Genomic DNA, 15,059 nt, shown 5'->3' on the forward strand with positions numbered 1-15,059 from the left:
CGGTTCTGCGCCCTCAGGCGCCGAAACTGCCGCCCGGACCACGCCTGCGGAGATACCGCTCGAACTCGGCTGCCAGCGCATCGCCGTCGATTTTCGAGAGTGTCTCGTCCACGCTGACCTCCGCGTCGCCGCGCTCCTCGAGGCCGCGGACGTAATCGGCGATCTCTTCGTCGTCCTCGGTCATCTCGGTGACCGCGCGCTCCCATTCCTCTGCCTGTTCCGGCAGTTCGCCGAGTGGCACCTCGACATCGAGCACTTCCTCGAGCTGACTGAGCAGTGCTGCCGATGCCTTGGGATTGGGTGGGGTGGACACATAGTGCGGAACGGCCGCCCAGAAGGAGATGGCCGGGATCCCTGCCTTCACACATTCGTCCTGCAGCACACCGGTGATCCCGGTAGGCCCTTCATACCGACTTTCCTCGAGCTTGAACTGTTTGGCCGATTCACTGCTGTAAGCCGCACCGGTGACCGGGACCGGACGAGTGTGCGGGGTATCGGCGAGCAGAGCGGCCAGGATGACCACGGTGTCCACCTCGAGGTTGCGGGCGATGTCGAGGATCTCGGCGCAGAACCCCCGCCAGCGCATGTTCGGCTCGATACCGCGCAGCAGAACGATGTCCCGGTCCGATCCCGGCGGCGTACAGTACGAGATCGATGTTGTCGGCCAATCGATTCGCCGGGTCACCCCGTCGATCTGTTTGATGGTCGGCCTGTTGACCTGGAAGTCGTAGTAGTCGTCGGAATCGATGTCGGCGAGCGGAACAGCATCCCAGACGAGTTCGAGATGTTCGACCGCTCCGCTGGCCGCATCACCGGCGTCATTCCACCCTTCAAAGGCAGCAACCAGCGTGGGGCGGCGCAATCGTGGAAGGTTTGCGCTCTGCTCAGCGTTCACTGATCCAGCCTACGACCGAACACCGATGGAGAGCGAACTACCCTGATAACCATGTCTGCCGCAACTTCAGCATCATTCGATACCGAATTGCTCGCCGCGATGAACAAACGCGTCCTGATCGGTGACGGTGCCATGGGAACAATGTTGCAGGCAGCGGACCTGACATTGGACGATTTCCTGGGACTCGAGGGTTGCAACGAGATCCTCAACGACACCCGTCCGGACGTCCTGCGGGAGATCCACCGCGCCTATTTCGAAGCCGGCGCGGACGCGGTCGAGACCAACACGTTCGGTTGCAACCTCTCGAACCTCGGCGACTACGACATCGCCGACCGCATCCGGGAGTTGGCCTTCAAGGGCACCAAGCTCGCCCGGGAGGTCGCCGACGAGGTCGGACCGAGCGCCGACGGCATCCCTCGCTTTGTTCTCGGTTCGATCGGCCCGGGCACCAAACTTCCCACTCTGGGCCACACCACCTTCGCAGCGATCCGCGATGCATACCAGGAATGTGCGCTGGGAATGGTCGAGGGCGGTGCCGACGCCATCCTGATCGAGACGTCCCAGGACCTGCTGCAGGTGAAGGCCGCCGTTCTCGGTTCACAGCAGGCGATGGACGAACTCGGCCGCCGGATCCCGATCATCACCCACGTCACCGTGGAGACCACCGGCACCATGCTGCTGGGCTCGGAGATCGGCGCCGCACTCACCTCGCTCGAGCCCTTGGGCATCGACATGATCGGTCTGAACTGCGCCACCGGTCCCGCCGAGATGAGCGAACACCTCCGGTATCTCACCCGGCACGCCCGGGTGCCCGTGTCCGTGATGCCCAACGCCGGGCTGCCGACCCTGGGCAAAGACGGTGCCGAGTACCCGCTCACGCCAGAAGAACTCGCCGAGGCACTCAAGGGTTTCGTCGAGGAGTACGGACTGTCGTTCGTCGGTGGATGCTGTGGCACCACACCCGAGCACATCCGGCAGGTCGCCGAAGCGGTTCGCGGCGCCGACAAGGCCGAACGGCGTCCGGAACATGCCGCCGAGATCTCGTCGTTGTACAGCTCGGTGCCGTTCCATCAGGACGCCAGCATCCTGATGATCGGTGAGCGCACCAACTCCAACGGGTCGAAAGCATTCCGCGACGCGATGCTCGCCGGGGACTACCAGAAGTGCCTCGACATCGCCAAGGACCAGACGCGCGACGGTGCACACATGCTCGACCTCAACGTCGACTACGTCGGCCGCGACGGCGCCGCCGACATGTCCGCGCTCGCCAGCCGGCTGGCGACGTCGTCGACGTTGCCGATCATGCTCGACTCCACCGAGCCCGAGGTGCTGGAGGCCGGGCTCGAGCACCTGGGTGGCCGTTGCGCGGTGAACTCGGTGAACTACGAGGACGGCGACGGCCCCGAATCGCGGTTCACCCGCACGATGAAGCTGGTCAAGAAGCACGGCGCCGCGGTGGTCGCGCTGACCATCGACGAAGAGGGCCAGGCCCGAACCGCCGACTGGAAGGTGAAGGTCGCCGAGCGCCTCATCACCGACATCACCGAGAACTGGGGCCTCAACGAAGAGGACATCATCATCGATGCCCTCACGTTCCCCATCTCGACAGGTCAGGAAGAGGTTCGCCGCGACGGCATCGAGACCATCGAGGCGATCCGCCGGCTGAAGGCGAGTCATCCCGACGTCCACTTCACCCTCGGCATCTCGAATGTGTCCTTCGGACTCAATGCCGCCGCCCGTCAGGTGCTCAACTCGGTGTTCCTCCACGAGTGTGTGGAGGCAGGTCTCGACACGGCCATCGTCCACGCCTCCAAGATCCTGCCGATGGCCCGGATCCCCGATGACCACCGGGAGATCGCCCTCGACCTGGTCTACGACCGGCGCCGAGAAGGCTACGACCCGCTTCAGAAGCTCATGCAGCTGTTCGAGGGCGTGTCGGCGGCGTCGGCGCGGGAGAGCCGCGCGCAGGAACTGGCGAAGCTACCGCTCTTCGAGCGTCTCGAGCGCCGGATCGTCGACGGCGAACGAGCCGGCCTCACCGATGATCTCGACGAGGCGATGACGCAGGTGCCTCCGCTCGAGATCATCAACGAGACGCTGCTCTCCGGCATGAAGACAGTCGGTGAGCTCTTCGGGTCCGGACAGATGCAGTTGCCGTTTGTGCTCCAGAGCGCAGAGGTCATGAAAATGGCTGTGGCGCATCTGGAACCACACATGGAGGCCACCGGAGAAGACGGCAAGGGCCGCATCGTACTGGCGACGGTCAAGGGCGATGTGCACGACATCGGGAAGAATCTTGTCGACATCATCTTGTCCAACAACGGCTACGAAGTGGTCAACATCGGCATCAAACAGCCGATCGCGAACATCATCGAGGCCGCCGAGGACAAGAACGCCGACGTCATCGGGATGTCCGGCCTGCTGGTGAAGTCCACGGTGGTGATGAAGGACAACCTCAAGGAACTCAACAGTCGGGGTCTGGCCGAGAAGTTCCCCGTACTGCTCGGCGGTGCGGCACTGACCCGCTCCTATGTGGAGAACGATCTCAGCGAGACCTACGAGGGCGACGTGCATTATGCGCGAGACGCTTTCGAGGGCCTGCGGTTGATGGACGACATCATGCTGACCAAGCGTGGCGGCGCTCCGGCACCGGACAGTCCCGAGGCGCTGGCCGCGGCGGAGAAGACCGCCGAACGCAAGAAGCGCCACGACCGGTCCAAGCGGATCGCCGAGAAGCGTAAGGCCGAGGCGGAACCGGTGGTGGTGCCCGAGCGCTCAGATGTCGCCGCGGGGCTTCCGGTGCCCACGCCTCCCTTCTGGGGTTCACGCATCGTCAAGGGTGTGCCGGTGGCTCAGTACCTGTCGTTGCTCGACGAGCGTGCCCTGTTCCTGGGGCAGTGGGGTCTGCGCGGCGCCCGGGCCGGTGAAGGGCCGAGTTACGAAGATCTGGTGGAGACCGATGGGCGTCCTCGTCTGCGGTACTGGATCGACCGGCTGGCGACGGAGAACATCCTGCAGCACGCCGCCGTGGTGTACGGCTTCTACCCGGCCGTCAGCGAGGGCGACGTGGTGCACGTGCTCACCGAGCCGCGCCCAGACGCGCCGATCCGGCACAGCTTCGAGTTCCCGCGGCAGCAGCGAGGGCGGTTCCTCTGCATCGCAGATTTCATCCGGTCGCGTGCCGACGCGATCGAAACCGGTGAGGTGGACGTTCTGCCGTTCCAACTGGTCACCATGGGGCAGCCGATCGCCGATTTCGCCAACAAGCTGTTCGCCGAGGATGCCTACCGCGACTACCTCGAGGTGCACGGCATCGGTGTGCAGCTGACCGAGGCGCTTGCCGAGTTCTGGCATCAGCGGGTGCGCGAGGAACTGCGTTTCGGTGACACCGCCATGGCCGCGGAGGATCCGGACAACCCGCAGGACTTCTTCGACCTCAAGTACCGGGGCGCGCGCTTCTCGTTCGGCTACGGCGCCTGCCCGAATCTCGAGGATCGAACCAAGATGATGGACCTGCTCGACCCGGGTCGCATCGGCGTCGAACTGTCGGACGAGTTGCAGCTCCATCCGGAGCAATCCACGGATGCGTTTGTGCTGCACCACCCCGAGGCGAAGTACTTCAACACGTAGGCGGCAGCTCGTCAGGTGGGCACCAGTTCGATTCAGTGTGAGTCGAACTGGTGCTTCTGGCGCGGTCGTGGCCAACACTTCATGCCATGACATCAACTGTTGCTGCTGCTGGAGCCTTCACCGACACCGAACTCGACGATCGTTTTCGTCCGGCCTTCGAGAGCATCGCCGCCGGTGCGACCGAGCGGGAGGTGGATCGAAGGTTGGCATACGACGAGGTCGGCCGGTTACGTGAACTGGGTTTCGGAGCGCTGCGGGTGCCCGTGGAGTTCGGCGGGCTCGGCGCCACTGTGCGCCAACAGTTCCGACTTCTCATCGACCTCGCCGCGGCGGAATCGAACCTTCCACAGGCGTTGCGTGTCCACTTCAGTTTCGTCGAAGATCAGCGGCTCGCCGAGGTGAGCGACGCCCGGGACACCTGGCTTCGTGCGACGGCCGGTGGTGTTCTCGTCGGAAACGCGATCACCGAACCGGGCGTGGGTGCCGTGGACCGGTATCAGACGCGCCTGACCCGCGACGGCGACCAGTGGGTGCTCAACGGTACGAAGTACTACAGCACCGGGTCGCTGTATTCGGACCACATCCTGGTCGCCGCGGACCAGGACGGCGAACGTGTGTCGGTGCTCGTCGACGCACACGCCGACGGCGTCACCCAACATGACGACTGGGATGGCTTCGGACAAAGGCTGACGGCCAGCGGCACAACGGAATTCAACAATGTCGTGGTCAGCCCAGACCGAATTCTGGGGCCGGGGTACGGAGGCGCGGGAAAGACCTACGCCACGTCGTATCTGCAGCTGGTGCAGTTGGCCGTGCTGGCGGGCATCGCCCAGCGCGCCACCGACGACGCCGCGGCATGGGTTCGCGATCGGACTCGCTCGTACACCCATGCCGCCGCGGATCTGCCCAGGGAGGATCCGCTGGTGCAGCAGGTCATCGGGAAGCTGTCGAGTGCCGCGTTCACTGCGCGCGCTGCGGTGCTGGCAGTTGCCGACGTCCTCGACGAGGTGCTTGTCGACAGTTCGACCGCTCAGGATCCCGAGTTGCTCGATCGTGCCGAACTCGCTGCGGCACAAGCACAATTGACTGTCATCGATCTGGTCCTGACCGCGACGACACAGCTCTTCGAGGTCGGCGGGGCATCCATCACCTCCGAGAGCCTGCGACTGGACCGACACTGGCGCAATGCGCGGACGATCTCCACGCACAATCCGTCGATCTTCAAATCGCAGGCGGTCGGGGCGTACGTCCTCAACGGCACCGAACTGCCCTATGCGTGGAGTGCCGGCAAGCGTTAACGAAGGTGGGGTTCAGCCGGATGCGGTAGCCACGCAAGCAGCACGATTTTCTTCCTGGGCCGGCGTCGGGAAGGATGACGTGGTGAGCGATCTACCCGACGCCGTCTTCTGGGACATGGACGGCACACTGCTCGACTCGGAAAAGCTGTGGGACGTCGCGATGGCCGACCTCGCTGCCGACCTGGGCATCGAGATGGACCATGCACTCCGGCAATCGACACTCGGCAATTCGATGACCGACGCGCTGACCAAGGTGTTCGTGGCCGCGGACGTGCCCGACGGCGAACGCGACTATCCCGGCCGGGCCGCGTGGCTTCGCGCGCGGGTATCGGCGTTGTTCAAGCTCGGGATTCCCTGGATGCCCGGAGCTCGCGAGGCCCTCGACCTCATCGGTGCGCAGGGGATCGCGATGGCGTTGGTGACCAACACTGAGCGCGAGTTGACCGACGAAGCGCTCGAGACAATCGGGGGACACCGGTTCGCGGCGACTGTGTGCGGTGACGAGGTGCCGCTCGGCAAGCCGCAACCCGACCCCTATCTGAAGGCGGCACGGCTGCTGGGCGTCGACCCTTCACAGTGTGTGGCCGTGGAGGACTCGCCGACCGGGTCACAGGCGGCAAGTGCTGCAGGCTGCGCGGTGATCGTCATCCCGTCGGAGGCACCGGTTCCCGGTGGTCCGCGTCGCACATTGCGTGAGAGCCTCGTCGGACTGACCCTCGACGACCTCGCTGCGGCGTCCAATGGAACACTTGAGCACCGTGAAGACCTTCGATGAGCTGTTCGCCGAGTTGACCGATCGGGCCGCCACCCGTCCCGAGGGAAGCGGAACGGTTGCCGCCCTCGACGAGGGAGTGCACGCCCTCGGCAAGAAGATCATCGAGGAAGCCGGCGAGGTGTGGCTCGCGGCCGAGCATGAGAGTGCGGAGGCAACCGCCGAAGAGATATCTCAGTTGCTCTATTGGCTTCAGGTGATGATGATCAAACGCGGCCTGACTCTCGACGACGTCTACAAACACTTGTGAGATGGCCCTGCCGCCGTCTTCCCGAACCGTCCGTTCCCCGATAGGACCACACATGCTGCGCGTTGCCGTTCCCAACAAGGGGGCGCTTTCCGAATCCGCCGCCGAGATCCTCAGCGAGGCCGGCTACCGGCGCCGTTCGGATGCGAAAGACCTCACCGTTCTCGACCCGGCGAATGAGGTGGAGTTCTTCTTCCTGCGCCCCAAGGACATCGCGATCTACGTCGGGTCCGGGGAACTCGACCTGGGTCTCACCGGGCGGGATCTGGCACTCGACTCCGGTGCGGATGTCGAAGAACGCCTTGCTCTCGGAATCGGTTCATCGACGTTCCGCTACGCGGCGCCGACCGAGCAGCAGTGGTCGGTAGCCGACCTCGCGGGCAAGCGCATCGCCACCTCGTATCCCAATCTCGTTCGCGGTGACCTCGCGTCGAAGGGCATCGAGGCCACCATCATCCGGCTCGACGGCGCTGTCGAGATCTCGATCCAGCTGGGCGTCGCCGACGCCATCGCGGACGTGGTGGGCTCCGGTCGCACACTCCGTCAGCACGATCTGACCGCATTCGGTGACTCGCTCTGCGACTCCGAGGGAGTGCTGGTGCAACGGGCGGGTGCCGACCGCTCCAAGGCCGCCGACCGCTTCATCGCCCGCGTGCAGGGCGTCGTGTTCGGGCAGCGGTACGTCATGCTCGACTACGACTGCCCCAAGAGTCTGCTCGAGTCGGCGATCAAGATCACGCCGGGACTCGAATCGCCCACGGTTGCACCCATGGCCGACGACAAGTGGGTGGCCGTCCGGTCGCTGGTACCGCGCAAACAGCACCAGAACCTGATGGACGAGCTGTCCGAACTGGGTGCCAAGGCGATCCTCGCCTCCGACATCCGGTCCTGCCGCTTCTGAGCGACGCCTTACACCGGGCGGATGAGTACGGTCTGCGCGGATCGCCCGACCGGCCCAGCCGCGTCGTAGAGATCGGCGAACGTCGCGCCATAGCCGTTCGGGCCGACCGCCATCTCGGCGGAGATGCCCGTCCAGTCTCCGACCGGCTCGCGGTGGAGGTGGACTGTGGTGTCGGTGTTCATGAACGTCCAATTGCCGATCGCCAGTCGCGATCCGACGCCGTTCGCGACGTCGAGCACCGTGAAGAACTTCTCGAGGTCGGTTGTCTCCTCGCCGGCGACAAGCGGCAGGGTCGGACGGACCCAGGCACGACTCGGGCCCTGTGCGGCGCGGTCGATCAGACGGTGTTCCAGGGTGCCCACGAACCCGACAGACCCCCAGTCCGCGGCGTCGAGAGGCCCGACGCCGGCCAGGCCGATCGATCCCTCGAGCTCGTCCGGAAGCGGCGTCAGACCGGGCGTGACGGAATGCTCCACCGTTGCGGTGTCGGCCGTGGCAAGACGCCATCCGGTGGCTCGCGCGGCAATCCGAAAGCTGCCGTCGGGTTGTTTAACCGACAGCTCTGACGCGAGCAGACTGATCTGCCTACCCGGCCGCAGTACGGTCGTCGACACCCGGTTCTCGGTCATCCCCACCGGACCGAGGATGTCGATTGCGATGCGGGTGAACGAATGTGACGCGTCCGGCTCGTGACGCAGCAGTGCTCGAGTCAGCAATCCGGTCGGTGGGCCGCCCGTGTTGCAGATCGGCACCCCACACGCTGACCGTGTGTTCGGTGGGTTCGAAATGGTCGAATTCGCCGTCATGGCCCAGAGGGATGAAGTAGGCGGGTTGCGCAGACACAAGGGGTGATTCAACCACCTACTCCGACACGGCCTCCGCATAGCTCGTCTCACCCGGCGACGACGGCCATCCGGGGTAGGGCAGCAGCGTCCCGCCGAACTCCGGGCAATGGGCCTTGTGGTCGCACCACTGACACATCCGACTGCGCTTCGGTGGGAAGTCCCCTGTTGTACCGGCTTTCAGGATCGCCTTCCAGATCGCCGTCAGTGTCTTGGCGAATCGATCGAGCTCGGCCTTCTCGGGCGTGTAGATCAGGCTCTGACCATCTGCGAGATAGAGCAGTTGGAGGCGGGCGGGAACGATCCCACGGAGCCGGTAGATCGCCAGCGCGTAGAACTTCATCTGGAACAGCGCGCGGGATTCGAAACTCTCGCCGGGGGAGCGCCCGGTCTTGTAGTCGACCACACGTACGCGGCCGTCCGGTGCGACGTCGATCCGGTCGACGAAGCCGCGCAACAACACTCGATCGGGGTCGTCGTCGTCCTCGGTCAGGTCGACCTCCACCCGCAATTCACACGATTCCGGTGTGAAGGCGGTTGGATTCTCCAGCGTGTAATAGGTGGAGATGAGTTTGTGTGCGTCGGCGAGGAACCGGTCGACCTGGTCATCGGGAACCAGATCGCGTAGTTCGGGTGTCTCCTCGCACAGTGCACCCCACGCGCCGTCCACGAGTAGCTCGGCTGACTCGGGTACCCGCAGCCCAGCCGGCATGTCGAACAGGTTCTCCAGAGCCGCATGCACCACGGTGCCCTTGACCTGGGCCTGCGTCGGGCTCTCCGGAAGCCGGTCGATCGCCCGGTACCGATAGAGCAACGGGCACTGCTTGTAGTCACCTGCACGGCTGGGCGAGAGCGCCGGGGCCCGGACCGCCTTGGCAGTGGTGCCGGTCTGCGTGGGCACTCCTCGAGCCGGCCGGGCGGCTGCACTCGTGTCGGGGCACAATTCGGTACTGAGACTCACACCTGGCAGGGTATGCCTGACCAACGACAACAACGATCATTTCGAGTCCGTGGGTATCCGATGCCGCTCAGGTTCAGATCCGCGCATCGAGGGAAGGCTCACCGCCCCATGTCAACAACAGGTCCGTTTGCCGTCGGCGACCGCGTGCAGCTCTCCGACGCCAAGGGCCGGAAGTTCACCGTCCGGCTCGAAGCCGGCAAGAGCTTCCACACGCACAAGGGCGCCATCGCGCATGACGACCTCATCGGGTCGGACGAGGGAATCGTCGTCAAGTCCACCTCGCAGACGCCGTACCTTGCGTTGCGTCCGTTGCTCATCGATTACGTGTTGTCGATGCCTCGTGGCGCGCAGGTCATCTACCCCAAGGACGCGGCACAGATCGTGATGGAGGGCGACGTCCATCCCGGGTGCACCGTTCTCGAAGCTGGTGCGGGGTCGGGCGCCCTGACCTGCTCCCTGTTGCGCGCTGTCGGCGAGCACGGCCGGGTCCTGTCCTACGAGGTGCGCGAGGACCACGCCGAACATGCGGTCCGCAATGTCAACGAGTTCTTCGGCGGACCACCCCCGAACTGGGACCTGACCCTGGCCGACCTGTCCGACCACCCCGGGACGGCCGACGTCGACCGCGTGGTGCTGGACATGCTGGCGCCGTGGGAAACGCTCGACACGGTGCGTCGCGCCCTGAAGCCGGGCGGCGTGCTGACCGTTTATGTGGCGACGGTGACCCAATTGTCCCGAGTGGTCGAAGCGATCCGTGAGCAACAGTGCTGGACCGAACCGCGCGCCTGGGAATCACTGGTACGCGACTGGAACGTGGTCGGCCTCGCCGTGCGTCCCGGGCACAAAATGCAAGGTCACACCGCATTTCTGGTGACCACCCGACGCCTCGCGGAGGGTACCGCACCGCCGCGGCCTCATCGGCGTCCCAGCAAGGGCTGACCTGCTTGGTGTAGCGTCGGAAAACCTTGCGGCGACACACTATTAACACATCGACAACACCACGTGCCGCGGGGCGTGAGGCAAGCCGGTCGATTCGCCGGTAACCTCGGGTAACGAGTCGATCGCACGGGCACCACGTGGTGGTGGCGCAGAGTCGACTCGGGGAGAGGAGTCAGAAATGACGGATTCCAGCAACGACGAGCCTCGGCAGAGTCGCGGTCCACAAGATTCGGCCGCAACCGATGCCGAGTGGGGATCGTCTTCGCGCCCTGCCACCGGGGCCGGCCCCACACCAGGAGGCGGCTCGTACGGCAAAGTCGGCGACGACGACATGCAGGCACGTGTCGACACGCTCACGACGCGAAATGCCAAGCTGCTCGAGACCCTCAAAGAGGCCCGGGCCCAGCTCATCGCCCTGCGCGAAGAGGTGGATCGGCTCGGTCAACCGCCCAGTGGCTACGGCGTCCTCCTCGAGATCTTCGAGGACTCGACGGTCGACGTCTTCACCTCGGGCCGCAAGATGCGGCTGACGTGCTCTCCCAACATCGATCTCGACACACTTCGTCGCGGTCAGACCGTGCGTCTGAACGAGGCCCTCACGATCGTCGAGGCCGGATCCTACGACTCCGTGGGTGAGATCAGCACCCTGCGCGAGGTCCTCGAGGACGGCCAGCGAGCGCTTGTGGTCGGTCATGCCGACGAGGAGCGGGTGGTGTGGCTGGCCGAACCGCTGAGCGAGAGTGTTCTCTCGGAGGTCGAGGGCAATCGCAAACTACGCCCGGGCGACTCCCTGCTCATCGACACCAAAGCCGGCTTTGCTTTCGAGCGGGTTCCCAAGGCCGAGGTCGAGGACCTGGTTCTGGAAGAGGTGCCCGATGTCGGGTACGAGGACATCGGTGGACTCGGCCGGCAGATCGAGCAGATCCGCGACGCCGTCGAATTGCCGTTCCTCCACAAAGACCTGTTCCGCGAGTACTCGCTGCGGCCACCGAAGGGTGTGCTGCTCTACGGCCCTCCCGGTTGCGGCAAGACCCTCATCGCCAAGGCTGTTGCCAACTCGCTGGCCAAGAAGATCGCGTTGGCCCGTGGTGATGATGCCAAGGAGGCGAAGTCGTACTTCCTGAACATCAAGGGCCCCGAGTTGCTCAACAAGTTCGTGGGCGAGACCGAACGTCACATTCGCCTGATCTTCCAGCGGGCTCGCGAGAAGGCGTCCGAGGGCACCCCGGTCATCGTCTTCTTCGACGAGATGGACTCGATCTTCCGTACCCGCGGTTCCGGCGTCTCCTCGGATGTCGAGACCACGGTCGTGCCTCAGCTGCTCAGTGAGATCGACGGTGTGGAAGGGCTGGAGAACGTCATCGTCATCGGCGCCTCCAACCGCGAGGACATGATCGATCCGGCCATCCTGCGTCCAGGTCGACTCGACGTGAAGATCAAGATCGAGCGTCCCGATGCCGAATCGGCGATGGACATCTTCTCCAAGTACCTGGTCCCGACACTGCCTGTGCACCCCGACGACATCAACGAGTTCGGCGGGGATCGGGCCGCGTGCGTCAAGGCGATGATCGAGCGTGTCGTGGAGAGGATGTACGCAGAGAGCGACGACAACCGCTTCCTGGAGGTCACCTACGCCAACGGCGACAAAGAGATCATGTACTTCAAGGACTTCAACTCCGGAGCCATGATCCAGAACGTGGTGGACCGCGCGAAGAAGTACGCCATCAAGTCGCAGTTGGAGACGGGCCAGGGAGGCCTTCGGATCCAGCACTTGTTCGATTCCATCCTCGACGAGTTCGCTGAGAACGAAGACCTGCCGAACACCACCAACCCCGACGACTGGGCGAGGATCTCGGGCAAGAAGGGTGAGCGGATCGTCTACATCCGCACACTGGTCACGGGCAAGAGCTCGGGTGCGAGCCGGGCGATCGACACCGAGACCAACACCGGTCAATACCTGTAACACCTCACGCAGAGTCAGGAGCGGTGGGGACGAAGTCGAGAACTTCGTCCCCACCGCTTTTCTGTCTCCGAACGGCGGATGCTCAATTGTCCGCACGAACCGCGGCGCCGCGGTCGGGGCCGTCTACAGTGATGCGTTAATGAACGCATCGCCTACGCCGCTCCGCATCTGGGTCGACGGCACCGAGCAGCGGCTGAGACAGGCCGGACGCTTCACCATCGGGCGCACCCCGGACAATGACATACCGATCGTCCACCCGATGGTCTCGCGCCACCATCTGGCCATCGAGTGGTCGGGCGACGCATGGCGAATAGTCGATGTGGGCAGCACCAACGGTTTCTACTTGGACGGCAAGCGGTTGACCGGCATGACGCTGTCGGGCAATCGTCGTATTCGACTGGGCGACAACGTGGTCGGGCCGCTGGTCGACATCGCGGTGATGCAACCGGCTACCGGTGGACACGTTGCACCGGCCCAGTACCGATCGGGTCCGATTCCACACCGCGGTGCCCAGCCACCCCCTCGAGCAACCCCGGCGCCGATGCGTCCGGCACCCCCAGGATTCAGTGGGGCGTCGGCGGCACCACACCTGCAAGCACTGCATCAGAACGTGTCGGCGGTCTACCAGATCAGTCCGGACGGCCAGATCAGCCCGCAGGCCGGCTCCGGGCAGCGAGAGGCCATCGACATCGGGGCATCGGCGCGAATGAGTATCGGCCGCACCCCGGACAACGACATCGTCGTCAGCGACGTCCTCGCTTCGCGTCGCCATGCCCAATTGACCGCATCGCCGCAGGGACTGGTCATCGAGGACCTCCGATCGGTGAACGGCACCTACGTCGACGGCCGGCGGATCAGCAGGCAGCTGCTCACCGAGGGCAGCGTGGTCACCATCGGCAACAGCGACTTCGTGGTCCAGGGCGGAACACTTGTCCGGGGACAGTCACAGGCCGCGGTCGCGGACGGTCTGCACGTGCAGGCGATCGGGCTGAACATCGACGGCAAACAATTGCTCCACGAAGTCGAGTTCGCGGCCGGGCCCGGGAGCCTCACCGCCGTCATCGGACCTTCTGGGGCGGGTAAGTCGACGGTCTCGAAGATCGTCGCAGGCGGGGCGAACCCGTCCACCGGAACCGTCACATTCGAAGGCCGCAGTGTCCACGCCGAGTACGAGGCGCTGCGCACGCGCATCGGAATGGTGCCACAGGACGATGTGCTGCATCGGCGGCTCACCTTGCGACAGGCGCTTCGCTACGCAGCTGAACTCAGGTTGCCGCCGGACATGAGCAAGGCCGACCGCGACAACGTCATTCACGGAGTGTTGGCCGAACTGCAGCTCATCGAGCACCTCGACACCAGGGTGGACAAGCTGTCCGGCGGGCAACGGAAACGGGCGTCGGTGGCGATGGAGTTGCTCACCGGCCCTTCTCTGCTCATCCTCGACGAGCCGACCTCAGGACTCGACCCCGCGCTGGACCGTCAGGTCATGTCGACTCTTCGTCGACTCGCCGACGCCGGACGTGTCGTGATCGTGGTGACCCATTCCTTGACGTACCTGTCGATGTGTGACCAGGTGCTGTTGCTCGCTCCGGGCGGGAAGACCGCCTATTGCGGCAGTCCTGGCGCCGTGGGCCCGGCAATGGGTACCGAGGACTGGGCTGAGATCTTCGCGTATGTCGCAGAACAACCCGACGCCGCTCACGAGCGTTATCGGGCCCGGAATCGACGCCCGCCGGCCAGACCGCCGAGTCGGCGGGCCGGGTCACCGATACGTCCGCCCCAGACCAGTGTCGCGCGCCAGACGTCGACGGTCTCGCGACGACAAGTTCGGCTGATCCTGGCAGACACCGGCTATCTGGTGTTCCTGGCGCTGCTGCCGATTGTGCTCGGGCTCCTGTCGTTGGTGATCCCCGGCACCGCGGGCTTTGATGTGAACAGCAGCACGAGTCTTGGTGAGACAGTTCAGATCCTGGTTGTGCTGGTGGTGGGGGCGAGCTTCATGGGCGCGGCTCTGACCGTGCGTGATCTGGTCGGGGAGCGGGCCATTTTTGTCCGGGAACGGGCAGTGGGCCTTCGCCCCGGCGCCTACCTGTTGGCCAAAGTCGTGGTCTTCTTTGTCGTCTCCGTGTTGCAGTGTGCGGTGATGGTCGCAATCACGTACGCGGGCAAGGAAGTTCCCGGGTCGGGCCTGTTCACCGCCGGTGCTGTGGAATTGTTCGTCGCCATCGCGTTTTTGGGATGCGTCAGCACGCTCATCGGACTGGCCATCTCGGCGGCGGTTCGGTCGAGTGAACAGACGATGCCGCCACTTGTGGTGGTCGTGATGGTGCAACTCGTCTTCTGCGGCGGGCTGTTCCCTCTGGCCGGGCGGGTCGGCCTCGAACAGTTGTCGTGGATCTTCCCCGCCCGGTGGGGGTACGCCGCGGCAGCGAATGCCGTTGATCTGCGCGCGGTCTCACCGTCCTCACCGTCCACACAGAAAGAGACCATCTGGGATCAGACGGTTGCCAACGCCGCCCTCGCCTACGGCGCGATGACGGTGATCGCGTTGATCCTCGCCTGGTTCACCTACCGCCGCCTGGTCTTGAAGAAAAAGTCACTGTCTTGAAGA

The 15,059-nt window shown here is 64.7% G+C and carries 11 protein-coding genes; 8 read left to right on the plus strand and 3 right to left on the minus strand.

The genetic code is table 11. From position 1 onward, the window contains the following. Positions 1–13: 13 nt before the first annotated feature. Positions 14–895 (minus strand): PAC2 family protein, encoded by an 882-nt coding sequence (locus KXR83_RS10800; protein WP_023959262.1) that lies wholly within the window; start codon positions 893–895, stop codon positions 14–16. A 51-nt stretch (positions 896–946) separates the two neighbouring features. Here KXR83_RS10800 and metH point away from each other — a divergent pair, with 51 nt between their 5' ends. From metH to hisG, 5 genes are all read left to right on the plus strand, one after another. Beyond that, positions 947–4,525, plus strand: coding sequence for a methionine synthase (gene metH / locus KXR83_RS10805; protein ID WP_437424823.1), 3,579 nt, complete (start codon positions 947–949; stop codon positions 4,523–4,525). A gap of 86 nt (positions 4,526–4,611) precedes the next feature. Next, positions 4,612–5,823, plus strand: a complete 1,212-nt coding sequence (locus tag KXR83_RS10810) for an acyl-CoA dehydrogenase family protein (RefSeq protein ID WP_437424824.1) — start codon at positions 4,612–4,614, stop codon at positions 5,821–5,823. A gap of 82 nt (positions 5,824–5,905) precedes the next feature. Beyond that, positions 5,906–6,598 carry an HAD family hydrolase gene (locus tag KXR83_RS10815; RefSeq protein WP_437424825.1) on the plus strand — a complete coding sequence of 231 codons (693 nt, stop codon included), beginning with the start codon at positions 5,906–5,908 and terminating at the stop codon, positions 6,596–6,598. Further along, the gene (locus KXR83_RS10820; protein WP_437424952.1) at positions 6,582–6,845 is read left to right on the plus strand and encodes a phosphoribosyl-ATP diphosphatase; all 264 of its coding nucleotides are present in this window, start codon (positions 6,582–6,584) and stop codon (positions 6,843–6,845) included. Before KXR83_RS10815 ends, KXR83_RS10820 begins: the two co-directional genes overlap by 17 nt. Before the next feature lie 52 nt (positions 6,846–6,897). Then, entirely contained in the window at positions 6,898–7,743 is an 846-nt protein-coding gene (hisG, locus tag KXR83_RS10825) for an ATP phosphoribosyltransferase (RefSeq protein ID WP_437424826.1), read from the plus strand. 8 nt (positions 7,744–7,751) lie between these two features. Here the strand turns inward: hisG and KXR83_RS10830 are convergent, their stop codons facing one another. Together KXR83_RS10830 and KXR83_RS10835 are read right to left on the minus strand one after the other, a co-directional pair. Beyond that, positions 7,752–8,495, minus strand: coding sequence for a thioesterase family protein (locus KXR83_RS10830; RefSeq protein WP_437424827.1), 744 nt, complete (start codon positions 8,493–8,495; stop codon positions 7,752–7,754). A 109-nt stretch (positions 8,496–8,604) separates the two neighbouring features. Beyond that, a complete protein-coding gene (locus KXR83_RS10835; protein ID WP_437424828.1) occupies positions 8,605–9,546 on the minus strand; it encodes a RecB family exonuclease in 942 nt (313 codons plus the stop codon). Between the two features lie 108 nt (positions 9,547–9,654). Here KXR83_RS10835 and KXR83_RS10840 point away from each other — a divergent pair, with 108 nt between their 5' ends. From KXR83_RS10840 to KXR83_RS10850, 3 genes are all read left to right on the plus strand, one after another. Continuing rightward, entirely contained in the window at positions 9,655–10,485 is an 831-nt protein-coding gene (locus tag KXR83_RS10840; RefSeq protein WP_030162962.1) for a tRNA (adenine-N1)-methyltransferase, read from the plus strand. Positions 10,486–10,663: 178 nt separating this feature from the next. Next, the gene (arc, locus tag KXR83_RS10845) at positions 10,664–12,448 is read left to right on the plus strand and encodes a proteasome ATPase (protein WP_437424829.1); all 1,785 of its coding nucleotides are present in this window, start codon (positions 10,664–10,666) and stop codon (positions 12,446–12,448) included. A 139-nt stretch (positions 12,449–12,587) separates the two neighbouring features. Further along, a complete protein-coding gene (locus tag KXR83_RS10850; protein WP_437424830.1) occupies positions 12,588–15,056 on the plus strand; it encodes an FHA domain-containing protein in 2,469 nt (822 codons plus the stop codon). Positions 15,057–15,059 lie beyond the last annotated feature (3 nt).

The organism is Williamsia muralis (genome assembly GCF_051487485.1).
In the GTDB taxonomy this organism is placed as follows: domain Bacteria; phylum Actinomycetota; class Actinomycetes; order Mycobacteriales; family Mycobacteriaceae; genus Williamsia; species Williamsia muralis_B.

Coding starts and splice junctions, on each gene's coding strand:
- metH (WP_437424823.1), top strand. CDS start 947: ATGTCTGCCGCAACTTCAGCATCATTCGATACCGAATTGCTCGCCGCG.
- KXR83_RS10810 (WP_437424824.1), top strand. CDS start 4,612: ATGACATCAACTGTTGCTGCTGCTGGAGCCTTCACCGACACCGAACTC.
- hisG (WP_437424826.1), top strand. CDS start 6,898: ATGCTGCGCGTTGCCGTTCCCAACAAGGGGGCGCTTTCCGAATCCGCC.
- KXR83_RS10840 (WP_030162962.1), top strand. CDS start 9,655: ATGTCAACAACAGGTCCGTTTGCCGTCGGCGACCGCGTGCAGCTCTCC.
- arc (WP_437424829.1), top strand. CDS start 10,664: ATGACGGATTCCAGCAACGACGAGCCTCGGCAGAGTCGCGGTCCACAA.
- KXR83_RS10850 (WP_437424830.1), top strand. CDS start 12,588: ATGAACGCATCGCCTACGCCGCTCCGCATCTGGGTCGACGGCACCGAG.